This is a genomic window from Streptomyces sp. NPDC020845, assembly GCF_044334165.1.
Lineage (GTDB): Bacteria > Actinomycetota > Actinomycetes > Streptomycetales > Streptomycetaceae > Streptomyces.
Window position 1 is genome coordinate 1 of the sequence record NZ_JBIRSJ010000006.1, and the last position, 21,535, is coordinate 21,535.

The following is a 21,535-nucleotide window of genomic DNA, read 5'->3' on the forward strand; positions in this document are numbered from 1 at the left end:
ATCGCGGTACCGGACACGCGTGACGGTGGCGCTCAGGCATGTCCCGGCCGACCCAACAACCCATAATCGGTTTCACCAATGTATCACCTCTCGCGGGAGTCGAAACAGGAGAGCATCAATTAATAAGGAATCCGTTTCGTTGACGTATCTGCTACGGAGAGTCAGGGGAACCGCGGGGACGGCGGACCGACATGGTCCGGGCACTGCGTGCCGCGGCCGGCAACCTTGGAAGATGTCCCCGGGCAGCGAAGCGTCTGCGGACCGAAATGCGCACCATGATCAAGCCGAGAGGAGCCCCGGCACCATCAGCCTGACGGGCCGTGCCGAAGCGCGCACCTGCTCGGACTCAGGCGCAGGACTTCGCCTTCGTCTCCCACGGCCCGACAGCGACCCGCCGTCACCAATAGGTCATCTGGACGCTCGCTGTCGCGGCAAACGCGCTGACATCGTGCGTGCACATGACAGCATGCCGCCCTCCGAACGGCCCCCCACCGCGACAAACGACGCGAGCGAGCAAGCCGACTCGGTGGCGCCTGCCGCCCTGCCCCCCGAGCGTGCGGAAGACATCCCGGAACCCGATGAAACCACCGTTCTCGGCGGCCGCTACGAACCCCTCTGAACCCCCGGAGAGACAAGCATGCGCAGACACCCCATCCCATGGCCGGGCGGGCAGTCCCGCCACGGCCGCGGGCGCGTCCTGGCCCTACTGGCGGCACCCCTGTTGTCGGTGCCGCTGCTGGTCGGGACGGCTCCTCCCGCCGTGAGCTCGCCGCTGCGCCGCGAGGAAGTCGCCGTCCTGGCCGGGGTGAGCACCGAGTGGTACACGCGGCTGGAGAAGGGCCACATCAGCGGTGTCTCCGAAGATGTCCTCGACGCGGTCGCCCGCACCCTGCGGCTGAACGAGTATGAACGCCTCTACCTGTTCGACCTGGCCAAGGCCGCCCAGCCCAGCGCCGCGGCCCGGCGCCGCCGAAAGGCCGTCGACATCCCGCCCCACGTGCAGTGGCTGCTCGATTCCATGACGCTGTCCGCGGCCTTCATCAACAATGGCCGCCTGGACCTCGTGGCCACCAACGCACTCGCCCGCGCGCTGTTCGCCCCCATGTTCACCAGTCACACCGTGGACGAGCGCGGTCGGCCCAACTTCGCCCGCTACTACTTCCTCGACGCCGCCTCCCACGACTTCGTCGACGACTGGGACGGCGCCGCGGGCGCCAGCACCGCACTACTGCGCGCCGAAGCCGACCGGTACCCCAACGACAAGGCGCTGCGCGAACTCGTCGGTGAGCTGTCCACGGTCAGTGCCGAGTTCCGCACTCGATGGGCCGCCCATGACGTGCGCATCCACCACGGCGGTGTCAAGCGCTTCCATCACCCCGAGGCCGGCTCTCTCGAACTGATTTACCAGCCTATGGACCTGCCGGTGTCCGCCCGCGAGGCACACTCCCTGATCATCTACACAGCCGAACCAGGCACCCCCGACGAAGACCGGCTCAAACTCCTCGCCAGCTGGGGAGCCACCACCGCAGGAGACCAGAGCCCACCCACCACCGGTGCCGCACGCCACAAGCCGAGCGCCGACACCCGCGCTCCCTCCACATGACAGGCCGCCGGCCGGGGGCTACGGGGTGACGGTGGAGACGACGTACACCTTGGGGTGGCGCCGGTTCTCGAAATCGACGGTGATGTCCAACTCCGGCTGGGGTTCCTCCTGCTTGAGCACCATCCCGGCCCAGTCCTCGTCGCCGCCGATCCGCCAGCCGACCTTCTTCGCGTCGTCGGCGTCGATGGTGACCCTGCCGTTCTCCAGCTCCGCGCGGTCGGTGCCGAGCCGGACCAGGAACCGGTCCAGGCCCTGGACGGAGGTGACGAACTGCACGTACAGCGAGCTGGTCTTCCAGGAGTTGGTCTCGTAGAACGCCACGTCGTCGGAGTAGCCCGGGATCCATACGTCGTAGATGCGCCGCTGGACCTTGCTCGGCCAGCCCGCGGTGAGGCCGGTCGCCGAGGCGTTCTCCTGCTTGTCCTCACCGCTGTTGCGGCTCTGGAGGGCGGAGATGACCATATAGCCCGCTGGGATCGTGATCAGCAGAAAGACCACCACCGCCTTGAGCCAGCGGCGCGGGCGGGGCCCGCCGCCGGGCCGCTCCCCGACGTCCCCGCCGCTCCCCCGGCCCGGCGGCGAGGCGCCGTTGGCGGAGACGGCGGAGGTCCCATGAGCGGCGGAGGTGCCGTTGGTGGGGGCGGTGGGCGCGGCGGGGCGCTGCTCGGCGGCGGTCACTGCCGGCCCCCCTGGCCGCGCGACGCCAGCCACGGGGTGGCCCCGGCGCGCTCGTAGCGCTCCACGCGGCGCCGGTTGGCGCGGCGGAAGCGGCGGGCGACCAGCCGGGCCAGGTCGGCGGCGCCGACCATGCCCGCCTCGGGGCCCAGCTGGGCCTTGACGATACGGGCCTCCGGCCGGTAGCCGCGGCCGGTCAGGGTGCGCCGGAACGCGTCCCGGGCCGGGCCGATCAGCAGGTCGTCGGCCGCGCTGACGCCGCCGCCGATGACGAAGCAGGAGGGGTCCAGGGCCGCGGCGAGGTTGGCGATGCCGACGCCGAGCCACTGGCCGATGTCCTGCAGCAGCTCGACGCACATGGCGTCGCCCTCGCGGGCCAGCTCGGTGATCAGCGGCCCGGTGATCTCGTTGATGTTGCCGCCGACCCGGTCGATGATCCCGTACGCGACCGGGGACTCGGCGGCGGCCAGTTCACGCGCCTCCCTGACCAGCGCGTTACCGGAGCTGTACTGCTCCCAGCAGCCGCGGTTGCCGCAGGGGCAGCGGTGGCCGGCGGGCACCACCTGCATATGGCCGAACTCGCCCGCGACCCCGTACTTGCCGCGCTTGACCTGGCCGTCCTCCAGGATCGCGCCGCCGATACCGGTGCCGAGCGTGATCATGACGAGGTGGTCCTCACCGCGCCCCGCGCCGAACCGCCACTCGGCCCACGCGGCGGCGTTGGCGTCGTTGTCGACCATCACCGGGACCGCCAGCCGCCCGGCGAGGCGGTCGCGCAGCGGCTCGTTGCGCCAGGACAGGTGGGGGGCGAACAGGACGCGGTTGCGGTCGGCGTCGACCCAGCCCGCGGCGCCGATGCCGACGGCGTGTACGTCATGCCGGTCGGAGAGGTCGAGCACCAGCTCGGTGATGGTGTCCTCGACGACCTTGGGGCTCTTGGACTTGTCGGGCGTCTCGGTGCGCAGCTTCTCCAGGATGTTGCCGTCGGCGTCGACGACCCCGGCCATCACCTTGGTGCCGCCGATGTCGATGCCGACGGTGGGGACCCGGGGCGCGGTGAGATGCGACCGGCGCTCGCGGGTGCCGACGGTGCGCAGTACGGTCGCCCGGGCCGACCCACGGTGCACCCTTTCGCGGTAGAGACTCATCGGCTCACCCCTTCACCGAGGCCGGTTGCGGCAGGGTCGTCGGTTCCGACCGGGTCGCTCGCTACGAGGCCAGTGTCGCCGAGGCCGGGGCCGACGGCCGCCGGGGCCCGGCCGGGCGGGCCCGCCGGGGCGGCGGCGCAGGCGTGGGGGGTGCGGTCGCTGCGGGTGCGTGCTCGCAAGAGTTCGTCGTCCCTGCGGGGGTCTCGGGAGGCCGGGGCCTCGGCGTACACGGTCGTGGCGGGTGGGGCCCGCCGTGCGATTGTGCCTCACCCGCGCCGGGCGCCGCATGGCGAGCCCCGCCCCGGGGCGGGTGATCGCGCCATGCGACGCCCGGCGTATCCCCGGGTTCGTTCAGACCTCTCCCGCCGCGTCCTTTTCCGTGGGCTCCGTCGGGCGGGCGAGCTCGTGGCTGAGCTGTTCCAGCTCGCTGCCGCCCGCCATCTGGCGGGTGAGCTCGTCGAGCGCGATCTCCGACTTGAGGTGGCTGCCGGCCATCGTGCCGCGCTTGAGGAGGACGAAGCGGTCGCCGACGAGATGGGCGTGGTGCGGATTGTGGGTGATCAGCACCACACCGAGACCCGCGTCACGGGCGGCCGCGACGTACTTGAGCACCACCCCGGACTGCTTGACGCCGAGCGCCGCCGTCGGCTCGTCCAGGACGAGGACCTTGGCGCCGAAGTGGACGGCGCGGGCGATGGCCACACACTGCCGCTCGCCGCCGGAGAGGGTGCCGATGGGCTGGTCGACATCGCGCAGGTCGATGCCCATGCGCAGCAGCGCCGCCCGGGTCGTGGTGCGCATCGTCTCCACGTCGAGCCGCTTGAAGGGGCCGCGGCCCTTCCGGGGCTCGGAGCCGAGGAAGAAGTTGCGCCACACCGGCATCAGCGGCACCACCGCGAGGTCCTGGTAGACCGTGGCGATGCCGCGGTCCAGGGCCTCGCGCGGCGAGCCGAGCCGGGCCTCTTCGCCCTCGATGGTGAGGCTGCCGGCGTCGTGCTGGTGCAGTCCGGCCACGATCTTGATGAGGGTGGACTTGCCCGCGCCGTTGTCGCCGAGGACACAGGTGATCTCCCCGGCGTGCACTTCGAGGGAGACGCCCTGCAGCGCCTTGACGTTGCCGTAGCTCTTGCTGACCTCGCGCAGCTCGATCAGCGGCGTCCGGGTAGCGGTGCCGGCGGCGGTATCTGTCGTGGTCATTTCGCGGCCTCCGCCCGCTTGCGGACCCACCAGTTGAGCATCGTGGCGAGCAGCAGCATCGCGCCGAGGAAGAACTTGAACCAGTCCGCGCTCCACTGCGCGTACACGATGCCCTTGTTCGCCATGCCGAAGATGAACGCGCCGACGGCGGCACCGATCGCCGAGCCGTAGCCGCCGGTCAGCAGACAGCCGCCGATGACGGCCGCGATGATGTACAGGAACTCGTTGCCCACGCCCTCGCCGGACTGGACGACGTCGTAGTTGAACAGCAGATGCTGCCCGGAGATCCAGGCCGCGAAGGCGACCCCCATGTACAGCCCGATCTTGGTGCGGTTCACGGGCACGCCGACCGCGCGGGCCGCCTCCTTGGCGCCGCCCACCGCGAAGATCCAGTTGCCGGCGCGGGTGCGCAGCAGGATCCAGGTGGCGAGCGCGACCAGGCCGAGCCACCACAGGACGGTGACCTGCAGATCGACGTCCCCGATCGTCAGGTGTGAGGCGAAGACCTTGTGGGCCTCGGGGAAGCCCTCCATATCGGCGATGGTCTTGGTGGAGACCGTCTCGCTGATCAGCTTGGTGAAGCCGAGGTTGCAGCCCTGGAGGATCAGGAAGGTGCCCAGCGTGATGATGAAGCTCGGCAGTCCGGTGCGCACCAGCAGAAAGCCGTTGAAGAACCCGATGGCGAGGGTGGCCAGCAGGGACACTCCGATGCCGGCCCAGACGTTCGCCGTCATCTGGTACGAGAACATCGACGAGATCAGCGCGGAGGAGGTGACCATCACCCCGGTCGACAGATCGAACTCGCCGCCGATCATCAGCAGCGCGACCGGCGTCGCCATGATCCCGATGGTGGAGGCGGCGTACAGCACCGTGCTGAAGCTCGACCACTGCAGAAAGCTGTCGGCGACGACCGAGAAGAAGACGAAGACGGCGATGGCGCCGACGATCGCGCCGAGCTCGGGGCGGCCGGCCAGGCGGCGCGGCAGCGAGCGGCGGATCAGACGGTCGTCCTTGGTCAGGGGCGGCGCGTCCGCGCTCATCGGGTCCCCCGCCTGGTGTACTTGGCCAGCTCGGCGGCGTCGTCCTTGGTGATGATCTGGGGGCCGGTGAGGACCGGCTGCCCGCCGCCGAGGACATCGGCGTTGTAGTGGTAGAGCCACAGCAGGTCCACGGCCTCGTAGCCCTGCATATACGGCTGCTGGTCGACGGCGAAGCCGAGGGTGTCGTTCTGGAGCGACTCGGCGACCTTGCCGTTGAGGTCGAAGGTGTCGATCTCCGCCTTGCTGCCCGACTGGTCCGCCGCCTTGGCCGCGGTGGCCGCGAAGGGTGCGCCGAGCGTCACGACGGCGTCGATGCCCTTGTCGGACTGGAGCTTCGCCTCGATCGTGGACTCGACGTCGGGCATGTTGGTGCCCTCGACGTAGACCCGCTCCAGCTTGCCGTCGAAGGTCTTCTCGGCGCCGTCGCAGCGCTGCTCAAGGCCGACGTTGCCCTGCTCGTGCAGCACGCACAGGGCCTTCTCGCGGCCCCGCTTGTTCAGCTCCTCGCCGACCGCCTCGCCCGCGATGGTCTCGTCCTGGCCGATGTGGCTCAGGGCCCCGAACGCCTTGGACTGCGCGGCCCCGGAGTTGACGGTGATGACCGGTATGCCCGCCTTCTCGGCCTTCTTGACCACGGCCTGCATGGCCTCGGGCTTGGCGAGGGTGACGATCAGCCCGTCGACCTTCTGGTCGATGTAGGACTGGACGAGCTGGGCCTGATCCTTGCCCTCCTCGTGGTGCGCGTAGAGGAACTTCACATTGTCCTTGCGGGCGGCCTGCTCAGCCCCGCTCTGGACGATGTCCCAGAAGGTGTCTCCGTCACCGGAGTGGGTGACCATGGCGAAGGTCATCCTGGGGGTGTTCACCGCCGCCCGCCCCGAAGCGTTCGCCGCCTGCTCGGCCCGCTCCTCGGCGCGCTTGCCGCCCGTACTGCTGCATCCCGCCGAGGCGAACCCCAGCACCGCCGCAAGCACGGCAGCGGTCAACGCACGTGCCCCTGTCCCAACCCTGGCCACGAAGACCCAGCCCTTCTCGAAGACGTCCCGTTTCGGGGGCGTCCGGGCATGACCGATCGGCCCGGGCGCCGCCCAAGTATCCGTCACGGTGCACGGCCGGGGTCCAGGGGGTGGACGCCAGGGGTCCGGGGCTTTTTCCGGGGGCTTTTCAGGGGCGGTTCGTCTTCGGGCGGCCTTTCACGCGGGGGAACGAGCGGATTTCAGGGGCGTACGAGCAGCTGGAACTCGAAGGAGTAGCGCGAGGCCCGGTACGTATGCGAGCCGTATTCGACGGCCCGGCCGGTGTCGTCGAAGGCCGTCCGCGCCATGGTCAGCAGCGGTGCGCCCTCCGGCTCGCCCAGCTGCTCGCCCTCTTCGGCGGTCGCGGCGCGGGCGCCGACCGTCTGCCGGGCGCTGTGCAGGGTGATCCCGGCCGCGCGCATCAGGCGGTAGAGACCGGTCTCCTCCAGCTCGGCGCTGTCCAGCTTGAGCAGACCCGCCGGGAGGTGGTTGCGCAGATGGGCCATGGGCTCGCCGTGGGCCAGCCGCAGCCGCTCGATCAGTACCACCTCGGTGCCCTCGGCGACCCCGAGGGCGGCGGCGACCTCGGCGGTCGCGGGCTCGGTGGTGTTGCGCAGTACGCGGGTGGCGGGGCGCTGGCCCGCGGTCTCCAGGTCGTCGTAGAGGCTGCTCAGCTCGAGCGGGCGCTTGACCTGGCTGTGCACCACCTGGGTGCCGACGCCGCGGCGGCGCACCAGCAGCCCCTTGTCGACCAGCGACTGGATGGCCTGGCGGACGGTGGGACGGGACAGGCCCATCCGCCCTGCCAGCTCTATCTCATTGCCGAGCAGGCTGCCGGGGGCCAGCCGCCCCTGCTCGATCGCCGCTTCGAGCTGCTGGGACAGCTGGAAGTACAGCGGGACGGGGCTGCTGCGGTCCACGCTGAACTGCAGCGCCTCCGCTGAGCCAGAGGAACCTTCTTCCTGCATTGCCACGGGGCGAGCGTAGCCGGACGAGCACATGACGGGAAGTCGTGAAGTTCTGTTGTCCGGACAAACTACGCAGAACTTAGCAGAGCCTATCCGGGATTGCTGATAACGCTGTCAACGCCGCCGGCGTTGGTGCCCTCCCCGTTGTTCTCGCCGGCGTGCAGCCAGCACAGCGCCCGGTGCCCGGGGCCCACCTCGGCCTCGGGCGGCCGGCGCGCACAGGCGTCCATGGCCAGCGGGCAGCGCGGCCGGAACCGGCAGCCGTCGCCGACCACGATCTCCCGCCGCTCCGCGTCCCGCCGCGCCCGCGCCGCCAGCCGGGCGATCCGCGCCGCGCGCGCCTCCTCCCGCGTGGCGCCGGAGCCGGTCGCGGCCGAGGCCAGCAGCTGGGTGTAGGGGTGCTTGGGGGCGAGGATCACCTCGTCGCTGGGGCCGCGCTCGACGATCTCGCCCCGGTACATCACCATCACCTCGGAGGAGAAGTGGCGCGCGGTGGCCAGGTCGTGCGTCACATACAGCAGGGCGAGGCCCCGCTCGTCCTTGAGCCGGTCCAGCAGGCCCAGGATCTCCAGCCGGATCGAGACGTCCAGCATCGACACCGGCTCGTCGGCCAGCAGCACCTGGGGGCCGGGCGCGAGCGCCCGGGCGATGGCCACCCGCTGCCGCTGACCGCCGGAGAGCTCATGCGGGCGCTTACGGGCCACATCGGCCGGCGGCGTCAGGTTGACCGACCGCAGCAGTTCCTCCGCCTTCTGACGTACGTCGGCCCCGCGCCGCGCCTTCCCGTTGACCAGCAGCGGCCGGTGCAGATGGTGGCCGATGGTGTGGGCCGGGTTGAGGGAGGCGAACGGGTCCTGGAAGACCATCTGCACGGCCCGCCGGTAGTCCGCGCCACGGGTGCGCCGCGCCCCGTCGAGCGTGATCGCCCCGGCGGTGGGCGTCACCAGCCGGGACAGGGCGCGTACGACGGTCGACTTGCCGCTGCCGCTCTCCCCCACCAGCGCCAGGGTGCGCCCGGCCCGCAGGGCGAAGGAGACCCCGTCGACCGCCCGGAAGGGCCGTCCGCCGGGCTGCGGGAAGTCGACGGTGAGCCCGGTCACCTCCAGTGCGGTCACGGCTGGCTCCCCTCGTGCAGCGGCCCCGCCACGGCGGCGGCGTGGGCCGGATCGTGCAGATGGCAGGCGGCGTAGCCCCCGCCGGGCAGCGGCACCTGGCGCGGGGCGACCGTGCGGCACGGCGCGAACGCCCGCTCGCAGCGGTCCGCGAACGGGCACCCGGCCAGCTCCTCGCGCAGATCGGGCGGCGAGCCGGGGATGCCGCGCAGCGCGCGCCGCTCACCGGTCAGCTCGGGGAAGGAGCGCAGCAGCCCTTGGGTGTACGGATGGCCCGCGCCCTGCGCGATGCGGTCACACGGCCCGTACTCGACGATGCCGCCCGCGTACATCACGGCCAGCCGGTCGCTGATCTCCAGCAGCAGGGACAGGTCGTGGGTGATGAAGACGACGCTGAAGCCCAGCTCCTCGCGCAGCCGCTCCACTTCGTCGAGGATCTCCCGCTGCACGACCACGTCGAGGGCGGTCGTCGGCTCGTCCATGATGACGACCTCGGGTTCCAGGGCGAGCGCCATGGCGATGACGACGCGCTGGCGCATGCCCCCGGACAGCTCATGCGGGTAGGCGCGGATCCGGGCGGGGTCGATGCCGACCATGTCGAGGAGGGCGCGGGCGCGCTCCTGGCGCTCGGGGCCGGGCATACCGGGGCGGTGCGCGCGGAAGATGTCGTCGAACTGGCGGCCGATACGGGTCACCGGGTTGAGGGCGTTCATCGCGCTCTGGAAGACGATGGACAGCTTGTTCCAGCGGAAGGCGCGCAGCGCCTCGCCCTCCAGCGCCGGCAGATCGCTCTCGCCGCCGTCTCGGCCGTGGAAGGTCACGGAGCCGGCGGTGAGCCGGGCGGGCGGCTGAAGACAGCGGGCGACGGCGTACGCGAGGGTGGACTTGCCGCAGCCGGACTCGCCCGCGATGCCGAGCAGTTCGCCACGGCGCAGCTCGAAGCTGACGTCGCGGACGGCCCGGGTCGGGCGGGCGCCGTCGTACGCCTCGTACGCGACGTCGATGTGCTCGGCACGCAGCACGACGTCGTCTCTCGCGGCGCTCTCGTTCATCGCGCTTCCTTCCGCTGCCGCTGCCGCGGGCGGCGGGTGCGCAGCCGCGGGTCGAGGACCTCGTCGAGGCCGAAGCTGACGAGGGACAGGGCGGTGCCGAGGAGGGCGGTGCACAGCCCCGGCGGGACGAACCACCACCAGGCGCCGCCGGCCAGGGCCTCCGCGCCCTGGGCGAAGTAGAGCATCGTGCCCCAGGTGAGATGGGAGAGGTCGGCGAGGCCGAGGAAGGCCAGGCCGGTCTGGGTGAGCACCGCGAAGATCGCCGCGTGGATGAACTGCGAGACGATGATCGCCAGTTCATTGGGGACGATCTCCACGAGCACGATCCGCCATCGCTTCTCCCCGTAGACCCGCGCGGCCAGCACGTAGTCGCGGGTGCGCAGCGAGAGGGTCTGGGCGCGCAGCACCCGGGCGGAGGCCGCCCAGCTGGTCAGGGCGATGGCGAAGATCGTGGCGGAGAGCCCGCCGCCCTTGACGTACGCCGAGACCACGATGACCAGCGGCAGCCCGGGGATGACCAGGAAGACATTGCTGATCAGGGAGATGGTCTCGTCGGCGACGCCGCCGAGGAAGCCGCCGCCGATGCCGACGACGACGGAGACGGCGGTGGCCAGGGCGGCGACCGCGGCGCCGATCAGCAGGGTGCCGCGGGCGGAGACCACGAGCTGGGCGAAGACGTCCTGGCCGGTCTGGGTGGTGCCGAGCCAGTGCGCCCCGGAGGGGCCCTGGCCCAGGTCGACGCTGACCGCGTCGGGGTCGTCGACCAGCCAGGGGCCGATCAGCGCGGTGAGCGCGAAGATCGCGAGGATGCCGAGGCCGAGGGCCAGCCGGCGGGAGCGCAGCGCCAGGCGCAGCAGCGCCAGCCAGAAGTAGGGGCCGGCGACCGGGCGTTCCGGGGCGGTGGTGGCGGTGGGGAGGGTGGCGGTCATCGGGCCTGCCTGGTCCGGGGGTCGACAAAGCCGTACACCAGGTCCACCAGGAAGTTGGCGGCCAGGACGGCGAAGGTGATGACGAGGAAGACCGCCTGCATCAGGGGGTAGTCGGTGTTCTCGACGGCCTGGAGGAGGGTGAAGCCCATCCCGGGATAGGAGAAGACGATCTCCATGACGAGCGAACCGCTGACGATGAAGCCGAGCGAGATGGCGAAGCCGGCGACGGAGGGCAGTACGGCGTTGCGGGCGGCGTAGCCGACCATGACGGTGCGCGGGCGCAGCCCCTTGGCCTCGGCGGCGGTGACGTAGTCCTCGGCGAGGGTGGAGACCATCATGTTGCGCATGCCGAGCATCCAGCCGCCGACCGAGCTGAGCACGATGGTGGCGGCGGGCAGCACCGCGTGTTCGACGGCGGAGGAGAGGAAGTCGCCGTTGAACCCCATGTCCAGCGTCTCGTCGTAGCCGCCGCCCAGTGGCAGCACGCCCCACACCTGGCCGAAGAGGTAGAGGAGCAGCAGCGCGAGCCAGAAGTAGGGGACGGCGGCGAGGAAGGTGGTGGAGGGGACGAGGGAGTCCAGCCAGCTGCCGCGCCGCCAGCCGGCGAGGGTGCCGAGCGTCAGGCCGAGTACGAAGCTGATGAGGGTGGCGGCGCCGACGAGGACGAGCGTCCAGGGCAGGGCGTCCTTGAGGACGTCGGTGACAGGGCTGGGGAAATAGGTGACCGAGAGCCCGAAGTCCAGGTGGACCACGGAGCCCAGATAGTCCCAGTACTGGACCGCGATATTGCCGTGGCCCAGCCCGAGCATGCTGGCCAGGGCCTCCTCCTGGCCGGACTCCACGGGCCCGGACTGCGCCATCCGGGTGAGCATCAGCTGCACCGGGTCACCGGGGATGAGCCGGGGCAGGAAGAAGTTGACGGTGACGGCCATCCAGGCGGCCACGGCGTAGAAGCCGAGTTTCCGCAGTACGTAGCGCACGCTGCCGCGCCCTTACTTACCGGCTTTGCCGTTGACGGGCTTGATACGGGCCGCCACCCAGCCGCCGTCGGGGTCGAGCCAGATGGAGGGGGCCGCGTAGAGATTGTCCTCGGTGGGATATCCGGTGACGCGGTTGCCGTTGAACTCCTGCTCGTTCTGGCCGTAGAAGAGCGGGATGGCCGGCATGTCCTTGACGAATTCCTGCTGGATCTTGTAGTACCAGGGCTTCTGCTTCGCCGGGTCCTTGGTGGACGCGATCTCGTCCAGAGCCTTGTCCATGACCGGGTTGGAATAGCGGCCGAAATTGCCGACGTTGGTGGATTCACCGATCTTCGGCGGAATGGTGCTGTCCACCAGTTGGGCGTAATAGGCGCGCGGGTCGGGGGTGTAGCCGCTGTTGTCGAGCAGCATCTGGAACTGGCCGCGGGCGCGGTTGTTGGACCACTGCGCGTAGGACTCGGCCTTGACGACGAGTTCGATCCCGGCCTTCTTGAGCTGCTGCTTGGCCAGCTGGGCGACGCTGACGTAGTCGGTCCAGCCGGAGACCAGCTCGACCGTCACGGACAGCTTCTTGCCGTCCTTCTCCCACGAGCCGCCCGACTTGGTGTATCCGGAGGCGGTCAGATACTGGTCGACCTTGCCCTGGCCGGTCTCGATCACGGCGTCCTTCAGGGACGGATCGAGGACGGACTCGTAGTTGGGGAGCAGCAGCGCCATGGGGTTGGCGACGGGCGCCTGGCCGTCGTACACGCTCCGGTTCATGAACTCGCGGTCGAGGGCGGCGCTGATCGCCTTCCGGACATTGACGTCGGCCGTCGGGCCCTGCTTGGCGTTGGGCAGGAAGAACGTGGTCGCCAGGGGGATGTTGACGAGTTCGAAATTCTTGTTCTTGGCGAGGTAGTTCTTCTTGATGTCGGGGATGAAACCGCCGCCCCAGTCGATCTGGCCGGAGGTGACCGCGGCGGTGACGGCGCTGTTTCCGGTGAAGGACCGGTACCGCATGGTCTTGAAGTGCGGAAGGCCCTTGAAGTAATAGTCGTCACGGGCGACCAGATCCATGGTCGTGCCCTTGACGGATTTCACCTTCCACGGGCCGGTGCCCACCGGGTTGGTGTTGAGCGTGGTCGCCCGCTCCTTGACCGGGATCTTCGACCAGATGTGCTTGGGCAGCATCTTCATCTTGCCGAGGATGAAGTATTCCTTGGTGTAAGCGGACTTGGAGAACTTGATCAGCGCCGTGTCCTTGCTCTCGGCGTTCGCCGAGGCGATGGGAAGGGCGTACATGTTCTGCGCCTTGCTCTCCTTCGCCATCTGGAAGGTCCAGGCGACGTCCTCGGCCGTGAAGGGCTTACCGTCGTTCCAGGTGGCGTTGGTACGTACCGTGACGCGGAGCGTCTTGCCGCCGTCCGACCAGGTGTACTTGGTGGCCAGCCACGGCTCGATCTCCCCGGCCTTCGCCGCGTTCAGGTGGAACAGCGGCTCGTAGATCATTCCGTTCGTCGCCTGGAGGGGCTGCGGGGCGAACGGATTGAAGTTCCGGATGAAATTGCCCGTGGATCCCGTGGCAACGGTCAGCACCCCGCCCGACCCGCCGTTGTTGTTCTTGCCCCCGCCGCAGGCGGCGAGCGTGACGGTGAGCGTGAGCGCGGCCCCGGCGGCGAGCGCGCGGCGCGGACCGGCCGTTGTCGTCGAGATCATGGGTTCCCCTCGCTGTGCGGGTCGAAGCGGTGCGGGTTCACAGGGCGAATGCCGGACGGCGGTCCGCGCACCTCCGGGGCCGCGAAATTAAGGGCGCCCGGAAGAGGGTGTCAATAGTGCTGACACGACACCGTCACTGAACCGGACCAGTCGAACCCGTCGAACACCCAGGTCCCGGCCCAAAGCCGCCCCGTACAGCCAAAGTTGGATGATCAAGACCGCCGGGCGGCGATGCGTACGAACCTTGTCCGAAGTGTTGACACTAAACCGGTAAAGCCGTTCACTGCTTGCTGCGCGGCACCGCCCGTCCGCACCGGGCCGCATCCCTGACACCCCCTGCCTGAGGGAGAGTTCGCAGATGCAGCGCACGTCCGCACGGCTCACCGTCGGCGACCAACCCGTCATCTGGCTCGGCGCCAACTACTGGTCGCGCACCGGCGGTCCGCTGATGTGGCGCTCGTACGACCCCGAGGTCGTCGACGCCGAGCTGCGCGTACTTCGGGACCACGGGCTGAACATGACCCGGTCGTTCTTCTACTGGCCGGACTTCATGCCCGCCCCTGACCGCCTCGATACGGAGCTGTGCGCGCGCTTCGCCGACTTCCTCGACCGCCACCAGGCGCTCGGCATGACCACCGTCCCCACCTTCCTCGTCGGCCATATGTCCGGCGAGAACTGGGACCCCGCCTGGCGCGGCGACCGCGACCTGTACAGCGATGTATGGCTGGTGTCCCGCCAGGCGTGGTTCGCCCGCGAGACGGTGCGCCGCTTCGCCGCGCACCCCGCGGTGGCCGGCTGGCTGGTCTCCAACGAGATGCCCATCTACGGCCGCCAGCCCGGCGCACGCTCCGGCCAGGTGCCCGCGGAGCGCGAGGCGGTCGCGGCCTGGGCCCAGATCCTCGTCGACGCCGTACGGGCCGGCGGCGGCACCCAGCCCGTCTCGCTCGGCGACGGCGCCTGGGGCCTGGAGAACTCCGGCCACGACAACGGCTTCCGGCTCCAGGACACCGCCGAGCTGTGCGACTTCCTCGGCCCGCACGTCTACCGCATGGAGAACGACCCCGTCCGGCAGCACTACGCCGCCGCCTGGGTGTGCGAGCTGACCGGCACCTTCCAGCGCCCCGTCGTCCTGGAGGAGTTCGGCGTCAGCTCCGACTTCGCCTCCGGCCCCGGCGCCGCCCGCTACTACCGGCAGACCCTGCACAACAGCCTGCTGGCCGGGGCGACCGGCTGGGTCGCCTGGAACAACACCGACTACGACAACCTGAGCGAGCAGCCCCCGTACCGCCATCACGCCTTCGAGATGCACTTCGGCCTCACCGACACCGCCGGTGTCCCCAAGCCGCAACTGCGCGAGCTGCGCGCCTTCTCCGAGGTGCTGAGCGCGGTGGACTTCCCCCGCTGCCGCCGCGCCGACACCGATACGGCCCTGCTGGTCTCCTCCTACCTCGACACCCTCTACCCGTTCACCCGCGCCGAGGACCGCGGCTACGTCCAGCAGACCGGCCGCCAGGCCTGGCTCGCCGCCCGGCTCGCCGACGCCCCGGCGGCGGTGGTGCGCGAAAGCGACGGCGCTCTGCCCACCGACGTACGGCTGTGGCTGGTCCCCTCCACCAAGCAGCTCCTCTCCCCCACCTGGTACGAGCTGGAGCGCCGGGCCCGGGACGGCGCCACGGTCTACGTCTCGTACTCCCCCGGCGCCCACGACGAGCAGCGCGGCCCCTGGTACGCCCATCTGAACGAGCTCTTCGGCGTCCGCCACCAGCTGGAGTACGGCCTGGTCGACCCGATCGAGGACGACGAGGTGACCTTCACCCTCACCCACGCCTTCGGCACCCTCCCCGAGGGCGCCCGGCTCACCTTCCGCGCCGCGGGCACCGACAACAGCCGCGTCTTCCTCCCCGTCGAACCCGACGGCGCGCAGGTCCTCGCGGTCGACGGCCACGGCCGCCCGGCGCTGCTGCTGCGCGAGACCGGCGAGGGGTGCGTGGTCTTCTGCACCTATCCGATCGAGCACATGGCGGCCGTCACCCCCCGCGTCAACCCCGAGGCGACCAGCACGCTGTACGACGCCCTCGCCGCCCACGCCGGCGTCCGCCGCCCGGTCACCGCCTCCGACCCCCGCATCGCCGTGGACCGCCTGGTCCACGAGGACGGCCGGGTCTTCGTCTGGCTGGTCAGCCAGGCGGGCGAGGAGCTGTCGGTCAAGCCGGCGGTGGCCGACGGCAGGCTCACCACGTTGGACGGCTCCCCGGCGGAGACGGTGGTCCTGGAGCCGTACGGGGTGCGGGTGCTGCGGCTGCACAGCTGAAACCGGCGGGGCCGCCTGGCCGCGCAGCCACGGCGAGGGGCGGCGGCGCGGCCCCGCGATGATCGGGACACGCGGTGCTTCGAGCGGCCCCGTCGGCCGGGGCGTCACCGAGGAACATCCCCCGCCACCGCAAGCTGACTCCGAAAGCCGGTCGGCCGACCGGCGACGGCGCCTGCCGCCCCTCCCCCTCCCCGCTGCCGGCCGCATTGCGCGGGCGTAAGACTCGACCGCACGCAGTGCGGCCGAGCTGCCTGAGCCAGAAGTCCTCCGTCAGGGGGAGCCGTCAATTCATCCAGTCTCGCTCGTACTTGGCGTACGTGCCGTCGTGCGTGGCCAGGTGCACCCACTGGTCGACGTACTCCTTGAACTCGCCGTCGCCGCGCGGCAGCGCATACGCCTTCTCCGAGAAGGAGAACGGCTTGTCGGGGTGGACGGCGCACAGCTCGGGGTGGATCTTCGCCTGGTAGCGGGTCTCGCTGGCGTCCGTCATCATCACATCGGCGCGGCCCGCGATGATCTCGTCGAAGATCGTGGTGTTGTCGGGGTGGACAGTGAGCGTGGCCTGCTTGATGTGGGCGCGGGCGAACTGCTCATTCGTACCGCCCGGGTTGACGATCACCCGCACGCCCGGCTGGTCGATGTCCTCCAGCGTCTGGTACTTCTGCTCATCCTCGCACCGCACCACCGGGGTCTTGCCGTCGGTCAGATACGGGTCGCTGAAGTACGCCTTACGGGCCCGGGCCAGGGTCACCGACACCCCGCCCATGGCGACGTCACAGCGCCCGGCCGCCAGATCGTCCACCAGCTTGGCCCAGGTCGTGGCGACGAACGCGGGCTTGGCGTCGAGGCTCTTGGCCAGGTCGCGGGCCATGTCGATGTCGATACCGGTGTAGTCGTCGGTCTTGGGGTCGCGGTAGGTGAAGGGGCGGTAGTCGCCCGTGGTGCATACGCGCAGCACGCCGCGCTCGGGCACCCGGTCCAGCAGGGTGCCGCGCTGGTGCTTGGCCGTGGCGGCGGGCACGGCGGTGGGGCCGGCGGCCAGGGCCGAACCGGCGGCGGTGGCGGCCAGCACGGCGGCCAGGGCGGACAGCGTGACGGAACGTCGCATGGCGACTCCTTCGCACAGGCCGCGGCGAGCGGCATGGGACGGCACGCGCGGGCCGCACCGGCGGTGTGGGAACTCGCGCGTGATCACAGCGCGCTCAGGGTGGCAGAAGAGCCCGCCCGGCGGAACCCGTTGATCAGCTGCTGAAACGCCGCCCCGGCCGCCCCTACATCAGAGGGGCCGACTGATGGAACGTCAGCAGACCCAGCCGGAAGCGGAGTCGGCGGGTTCGACCACCCCGGAATCAGCAGACGTCGGCCGGGGCGACGTCCTGCAGCCGGGCGAGAAGTTCCGCGGCGCGCTTGGCGACCACGTCCCGGTCGCCCTCCGACAGCGCCGAGCCCATCCCGCAGGCGACCGCTCCGGCGGCGATCCACTCCGGCGCTTCGGCGACGGTCACCCCGCCGGTGGGCAGCAGGGCGGCCTGCGGCAGGGCGGCCCGTACGTCCCTGACCCAGCGGGGGCTGTGGGCGGAGGCCGGGAACAGCTTGAGGGCGTCCGCGCCCAGTTCCAGCGCGCGCACCATCTCGGTGGGCGTGGCGACGCCGGGGAAGACCGGCAGGCCGTAGCGGTGGCCGGTGCGGATCACCTCCGGGTCCAGGCTCGGGGAGACCAGGAACCGGGCGCCCGCGTCGACCGCCATCCGGGCGGAGGCGGCGTCCAGCACCGTGCCCGCGCCGATCACCGCCTCGTCACCGACCTCGCGGACCAGGGTGGTGACGGCCTCCAGGGCGAAGGGGGTGGTCAGCGAGAACTCCACGGTGGTGAGGCCGGCGGAGAGCAGGGTGTCCGCCGTCGCGGTCGCGTGGTCGTAGCTGTCGCTGCGGATGATGGCGAAGATCCGCTGTGCGAGCGCGGCCCGGGTGATCTCCCAGCGGTACACGGCAATTCGCCGCCTTTCCTCTCAGAAGGGTCTCCTGGAGATGCCGCCCCGGGGTGCCTCCGGGATATGCGGCCTTTCGCTTTGCGGTTGTCGATGCGGGGGAAGCACTGCGTGGGGGGCGCTGGCTCAGCGGTGGATGGAGTCGGCGACGCCGGTGAACGCGGCGAGGGCCCGCTCACGCCCCGCCGCGCTGGGCAGCCCGTCCGTATCGGTCGCGGTCTGGACGACCAGCGCGGCGACGCAGGCGCCCTCCGCGAGCGCCTGGGGCTCGGGCAGCCCGCGCAGCCGCCCCGACAGGTACCCCGCCGCGAAGGCGTCTCCCGCGCCCACGGGGTCGGCCACCGGCACCGGATAGGGCGGCTGGTCCCAGCGCCCGTCCGCGGTCACGGCGGTCGCCGAGCGGTCGGCGCGCTTGATGACGACGGTATGCGCCCGGCCGTCCAGCAGCTCCGCCGCGGCCTCGTCGGCGGATCTGCCGGTCAGCAGCTCCAGCTCGTCCTCGCCCGCCAGGACCAGCTCGGCCTCGCGCAGCAGCGGCCCGGCCGTCTGGGCCCACTGCGCCGCGCCGCCCAGCTTGCGCCGCACATTCGGATCGAAGGAGACCTCCGCCCCCGCGGCACGGGCCAGCTCGATGATCCGGTCCGTGGCGGCCGCCGCGGTCGGCGACAGCATCGGGGTGATTCCGGAGATATGCACGAGGCGGGCGCCGCTGACGGCCTCGGCCGACATGTGCTCGGGCGCGAGCCGGGAGCCGGCCGAGCCGGAGCGGTAGTACTGCACATCGATGGCACGGTGCGGATGGCTGTCGCGCAGCAGCAGCCCGGTCGGAGCCTGCTCGTCCACCCCGGCGAACGCCACATCCACGCCGTCGGCGCGCAGCTCGCGCAGCACGGCCTGGCCGGCCGGATCCGCGCCCACCCGGCCCAGCCAGCGGGCGCTGTGGCCGAGCCGGGCCAGGCCGGTGGCCACATTGGACTCCGCTCCGGCGACCGAGCGGCGGAAGTGCACGGCCTGCTCCAGGGGAACCCCGGGCTCGGCGAGCAACAACAGCATCGCCTCACCGCATGTGACCACTTCAGGGCCGCTCGCCACCGATGCCTCCCCTTGCTCCCCGCCCGTCCCCTTCTCCCGGAAACGCTACCTGGCGGCACCGACAGCCGCCCCCGCGGGGTTCAGGCCACTTATCGGCCCGTCAAATCCCGTTGTACGCAATGCCGTTGTGGCCTGCGGAAGCGGGCGTACAACACGGCGAAAGCCGGGTGTACAACGCGGCGGCCGCTGCCTGCGAGCAGGCAGCGGCCGCGGTGCGGGGGGTGGCGGTTTTCGGCGGTCAGCAGCTGTAGTCGACCAGGTCGAACGACGCGTAGTGGTCGGCCGTGTAGTAGTCCTCGTCCGTCTGCTTCCCGGTCACGATGCGGCGGGCACCGCGGGTGTCGGAGCCGGGGGTCTTGACGGTGTACTCGTGGTAGTAGCCGCTGGCCTGGGACGGAAGGATGCCCTCCCGGTTCTGGAAGACGGTCCCGTCCTGCGGGTACGGGAAGGGGCCGCCGGACGCGATCAGGTCGAGCGTGTCATGGGCCTGTGACGGCAGGTCGGAGTAGCAGATATCGCCGACGGCCGTGATCTGGAGGACCGACGAGGCGGCCTGGGGCGCGACCGGGGCGGCCGTGGCGGAGGCGACGGCCGGGCCGCCGATGAGAAGGCTCGACGCGAGGGCGCCGAGCACACCGATGCGGGCGATCCGTGGGGGGATTCTCATGCCTCACAGCATGACGCGCGTAGACCCTGACATGTCAATGCCAAATGAAGGGAGTTCCCCAGGAGTTCACAAGACCCGCGCGAAGCGCCGGGAGAAGTAATGAAGACGTAACGCTCACGCCACCTCGGGCCCGGCGGCGCCGCTTCGATGCCCGTTTGCCTGACAGGCAAATTTTTTGCCCATGAGGCGAATGCTGGCTATACCGGAGACATGACCTCGTCCCCCGAGGGGCCCGCCGACGGGCCCCCCGCCGAGCTGCCCTCCGTCGCCCCGCGCCTGCGCGATCTGCGGCGGCGCAGCGGCCTGACGCTCGAAGCCGCCGCCCGGCTGGCCGGGCTCTCACCCGCGCATCTGTCCCGCCTGGAGACCGCCCGGCGCCAGCCGTCCCTCCCCATGCTGCTGGCCTTGGCCCGTACCTACGGCACCACGGTATCCGACCTCCTCGGCGAGGTGTCGCCGGAGCGGGACCCGATCCTGCGGGCCGACCACACGGCGGCCTGGGAGGCGGGCGGCTGGACGTACTGGCGGACCGGCAGCCCCGGCCGGGCCATGCAGGCGCTGCGGGTGCACGTACCGGCGGGGACCGGCCCGCAGGAGGACCTGGTGCGGGTCCATCCGGGCGAGGAGTGGCTGTACGTCACCCAGGGGCGGCTGCGGCTGACGCTCGGCGAGACGGTCCATGTGCTCGGCGTCGGCGACGCGGCCCACTTCGACTCGCTGACCCCGCACCGCATAGCCGCCGCCTCGCCCGGCGGCACGGATCTGCTGTTCGTCCACACGCTGCTGCAGAGCGGTACGGCCGACCTGTGTCTCGGCGACGCCGTTCGCGGAGGGAGACACCAGGCACCATGACGGACTCCGACAACACCCTGGACCACACGACGACCGGTGGCGCGACGACCAGTGGCGACGGCTCGGCACACGGGGCGGCGCCGCGCGGCGAGCCCGTGCGGGAGGAGGACCGGGCGCCGATGGGGCTCACCATCCGCGTCTTCATCTACCTCGTCGGCGTCCACTTCATCGCCGCGTTCCTCTTCCTGCTGTTCTACCTGGCCGGAGCGAAATAGCCCGGCCGTCCACAGGCCGTCCTGTCACCCCGCGGCAGCTGTCACCCCGCGTGGGTGGAGAACAGCCCGCCCGTCGGACCCTGCTTGTCGCCGCCCTGGGCCTTCTTCAGCGCGTTGGCCAAGCCCTCCATGGTCAGCGACTGCAGGATCACCCGGCCATTGCCCTCCAGCGTGGCCAGGGACAGGCCCTCGCCGCCGAACACGGCATTCATCAGGCCCTGGCGGTTGAGCCCGCCGATGCGCTGGACGCCGTACTGGATACCTTCCTCGAAGGCCACGATGCAGCCCGTGTCGACCTCGATCCGGCCGCCGAAGTCGGCGGGGTTGAGGTCGATGAAATTGCCCGCACCGCAGATGATCACCGTGCCGCGCCCGGTGAACTTCTCCAGGACGAACCCCTCGCCGCCGCTGCGGCCCGTCCTGCCGCCCTGGAAGGCGATGCCGAACTCCACGGTCGACTCGGCCGCCACGAAGGCGTCCTTCTCCGCGAACCAGGCACGGCCGCCGTCCAGCTCCAGCGCGCGCATCTCCCCGGGCAGCACGCCCGCGAAGCCGACGGTGCCCTCGCCGCCGGTCGAGGTGAAGTACTGAAAGGCAAGCGACTCCCCCGCCAGGGCCCGCTGGCCCACCTGCATCGCGGTGCCCATGGCCTGGCGCAGCATGCCGCCCATGCCACCGCCGCCACCGCCCCCGCCGCCGTTGCCCCCGGCGGCCTGGCCGCCGCCGCCCGACCCGGGCCCGGACAGCCGGGTCTCCATCGTCACGTTTGCCGTCTTGAACAGGAACTTTCCGGCCTCGCAGTAGACGGTCTGGCCGGGCTGGAGGCTGCAGACCGCCATCTGCATGGCGTTGCCGACGATCTCTTGGCGCAGGGTCACAGCAGGACTCCTCGGTACGGACATGGCGGAAATATCGCAAAGGGACAGGGGAACGCCTGCTCAACGTTCGACCCGAAGCCCTGGGTTCCACCGGAAAAACGCGATAGCGGTCAC

The 21,535-nt window shown here is 70.8% G+C and carries 20 protein-coding genes; 4 read left to right on the plus strand and 16 right to left on the minus strand.

Features of this window, described 5'->3' with window-relative positions:
• The first annotated feature begins 637 nt into the window (after window positions 1-637).
• Window positions 638-1,603 (plus strand): helix-turn-helix transcriptional regulator, encoded by a 966-nt coding sequence (locus ACH4U7_RS16060; protein ID WP_398528533.1) that lies wholly within the window; start codon window positions 638-640, stop codon window positions 1,601-1,603.
• An 18-nt stretch (window positions 1,604-1,621) separates the two neighbouring features.
• Here ACH4U7_RS16060 and ACH4U7_RS16065 read toward each other — a convergent pair whose 3' ends face one another.
• From ACH4U7_RS16065 to ACH4U7_RS16115, 11 genes are all read right to left on the minus strand, one after another.
• Entirely contained in the window at window positions 1,622-2,281 is a 660-nt protein-coding gene (locus ACH4U7_RS16065) for a hypothetical protein (protein WP_398528534.1), read from the minus strand.
• Window positions 2,278-3,426 (minus strand): ROK family glucokinase, encoded by a 1,149-nt coding sequence (locus ACH4U7_RS16070; RefSeq protein WP_385624223.1) that lies wholly within the window; start codon window positions 3,424-3,426, stop codon window positions 2,278-2,280. Before ACH4U7_RS16070 ends, ACH4U7_RS16065 begins: the two co-directional genes overlap by 4 nt.
• A gap of 351 nt (window positions 3,427-3,777) precedes the next feature.
• Window positions 3,778-4,623 carry an ATP-binding cassette domain-containing protein gene (locus ACH4U7_RS16075; RefSeq protein ID WP_398528535.1) on the minus strand — a complete coding sequence of 282 codons (846 nt, stop codon included), beginning with the start codon at window positions 4,621-4,623 and terminating at the stop codon, window positions 3,778-3,780.
• Window positions 4,620-5,663: an ABC transporter permease gene (locus ACH4U7_RS16080; RefSeq protein ID WP_089508899.1), complete on the minus strand. Its 1,044-nt coding sequence runs from the start codon at window positions 5,661-5,663 to the stop codon at window positions 4,620-4,622. The genes ACH4U7_RS16075 and ACH4U7_RS16080 overlap by 4 nt, the downstream gene beginning before the upstream one ends.
• On the minus strand, window positions 5,660-6,679 hold the full coding sequence (locus ACH4U7_RS16085; protein ID WP_398528934.1) for a sugar ABC transporter substrate-binding protein: 1,020 nt from the start codon (window positions 6,677-6,679) through the stop codon (window positions 5,660-5,662). The genes ACH4U7_RS16080 and ACH4U7_RS16085 overlap by 4 nt, the downstream gene beginning before the upstream one ends.
• Before the next feature lie 200 nt (window positions 6,680-6,879).
• Window positions 6,880-7,647: a GntR family transcriptional regulator gene (locus ACH4U7_RS16090; protein ID WP_398528935.1), complete on the minus strand. Its 768-nt coding sequence runs from the start codon at window positions 7,645-7,647 to the stop codon at window positions 6,880-6,882.
• A gap of 89 nt (window positions 7,648-7,736) precedes the next feature.
• A complete protein-coding gene (locus ACH4U7_RS16095; protein ID WP_398528536.1) occupies window positions 7,737-8,762 on the minus strand; it encodes an ABC transporter ATP-binding protein in 1,026 nt (341 codons plus the stop codon).
• The gene (locus ACH4U7_RS16100) at window positions 8,759-9,811 is read right to left on the minus strand and encodes an ABC transporter ATP-binding protein (protein ID WP_398528537.1); all 1,053 of its coding nucleotides are present in this window, start codon (window positions 9,809-9,811) and stop codon (window positions 8,759-8,761) included. Before ACH4U7_RS16100 ends, ACH4U7_RS16095 begins: the two co-directional genes overlap by 4 nt.
• Window positions 9,808-10,740: an ABC transporter permease gene (locus ACH4U7_RS16105; RefSeq protein ID WP_398528538.1), complete on the minus strand. Its 933-nt coding sequence runs from the start codon at window positions 10,738-10,740 to the stop codon at window positions 9,808-9,810. The genes ACH4U7_RS16100 and ACH4U7_RS16105 overlap by 4 nt, the downstream gene beginning before the upstream one ends.
• The gene (locus tag ACH4U7_RS16110; RefSeq protein ID WP_398528539.1) at window positions 10,737-11,720 is read right to left on the minus strand and encodes an ABC transporter permease; all 984 of its coding nucleotides are present in this window, start codon (window positions 11,718-11,720) and stop codon (window positions 10,737-10,739) included. Before ACH4U7_RS16110 ends, ACH4U7_RS16105 begins: the two co-directional genes overlap by 4 nt.
• A gap of 12 nt (window positions 11,721-11,732) precedes the next feature.
• Complete coding sequence (locus ACH4U7_RS16115; protein ID WP_398528540.1) at window positions 11,733-13,418, minus strand: ABC transporter substrate-binding protein; 1,686 nt, start codon at window positions 13,416-13,418, stop codon at window positions 11,733-11,735.
• A 358-nt stretch (window positions 13,419-13,776) separates the two neighbouring features.
• Here ACH4U7_RS16115 and ACH4U7_RS16120 point away from each other — a divergent pair, with 358 nt between their 5' ends.
• Entirely contained in the window at window positions 13,777-15,729 is a 1,953-nt protein-coding gene (locus ACH4U7_RS16120) for a cellulase family glycosylhydrolase (RefSeq protein WP_398528541.1), read from the plus strand.
• Window positions 15,730-16,012: 283 nt separating this feature from the next.
• On the opposite strand, the gene ACH4U7_RS16125 is transcribed toward ACH4U7_RS16120, so the two are convergent.
• The 4 genes from ACH4U7_RS16125 to ACH4U7_RS16140 form a co-directional block, all read right to left on the minus strand.
• A complete protein-coding gene (locus ACH4U7_RS16125) occupies window positions 16,013-16,837 on the minus strand; it encodes a transporter substrate-binding domain-containing protein (RefSeq protein ID WP_398528542.1) in 825 nt (274 codons plus the stop codon).
• Window positions 16,838-17,078: 241 nt separating this feature from the next.
• Window positions 17,079-17,717 carry a bifunctional 4-hydroxy-2-oxoglutarate aldolase/2-dehydro-3-deoxy-phosphogluconate aldolase gene (locus ACH4U7_RS16130; RefSeq protein ID WP_398528543.1) on the minus strand — a complete coding sequence of 213 codons (639 nt, stop codon included), beginning with the start codon at window positions 17,715-17,717 and terminating at the stop codon, window positions 17,079-17,081.
• A gap of 126 nt (window positions 17,718-17,843) precedes the next feature.
• The gene (locus ACH4U7_RS16135; RefSeq protein ID WP_398528544.1) at window positions 17,844-18,809 is read right to left on the minus strand and encodes a sugar kinase; all 966 of its coding nucleotides are present in this window, start codon (window positions 18,807-18,809) and stop codon (window positions 17,844-17,846) included.
• Window positions 18,810-19,047: 238 nt separating this feature from the next.
• Window positions 19,048-19,476 carry a ribonuclease domain-containing protein gene (locus ACH4U7_RS16140; protein WP_398528545.1) on the minus strand — a complete coding sequence of 143 codons (429 nt, stop codon included), beginning with the start codon at window positions 19,474-19,476 and terminating at the stop codon, window positions 19,048-19,050.
• Window positions 19,477-19,686: 210 nt separating this feature from the next.
• On the opposite strand from ACH4U7_RS16140, the gene ACH4U7_RS16145 reads away from it, so the two are divergent.
• Window positions 19,687-20,328, plus strand: coding sequence for a helix-turn-helix domain-containing protein (locus ACH4U7_RS16145; protein WP_385624192.1), 642 nt, complete (start codon window positions 19,687-19,689; stop codon window positions 20,326-20,328).
• Window positions 20,325-20,543 (plus strand): DUF6126 family protein, encoded by a 219-nt coding sequence (locus ACH4U7_RS16150; protein WP_398528546.1) that lies wholly within the window; start codon window positions 20,325-20,327, stop codon window positions 20,541-20,543. Before ACH4U7_RS16145 ends, ACH4U7_RS16150 begins: the two co-directional genes overlap by 4 nt.
• A gap of 41 nt (window positions 20,544-20,584) precedes the next feature.
• On the opposite strand, the gene ACH4U7_RS16155 is transcribed toward ACH4U7_RS16150, so the two are convergent.
• Window positions 20,585-21,421, minus strand: coding sequence for an AIM24 family protein (locus ACH4U7_RS16155; protein ID WP_398528547.1), 837 nt, complete (start codon window positions 21,419-21,421; stop codon window positions 20,585-20,587).
• Between the last annotated feature and the right edge of the window lie 114 nt (window positions 21,422-21,535).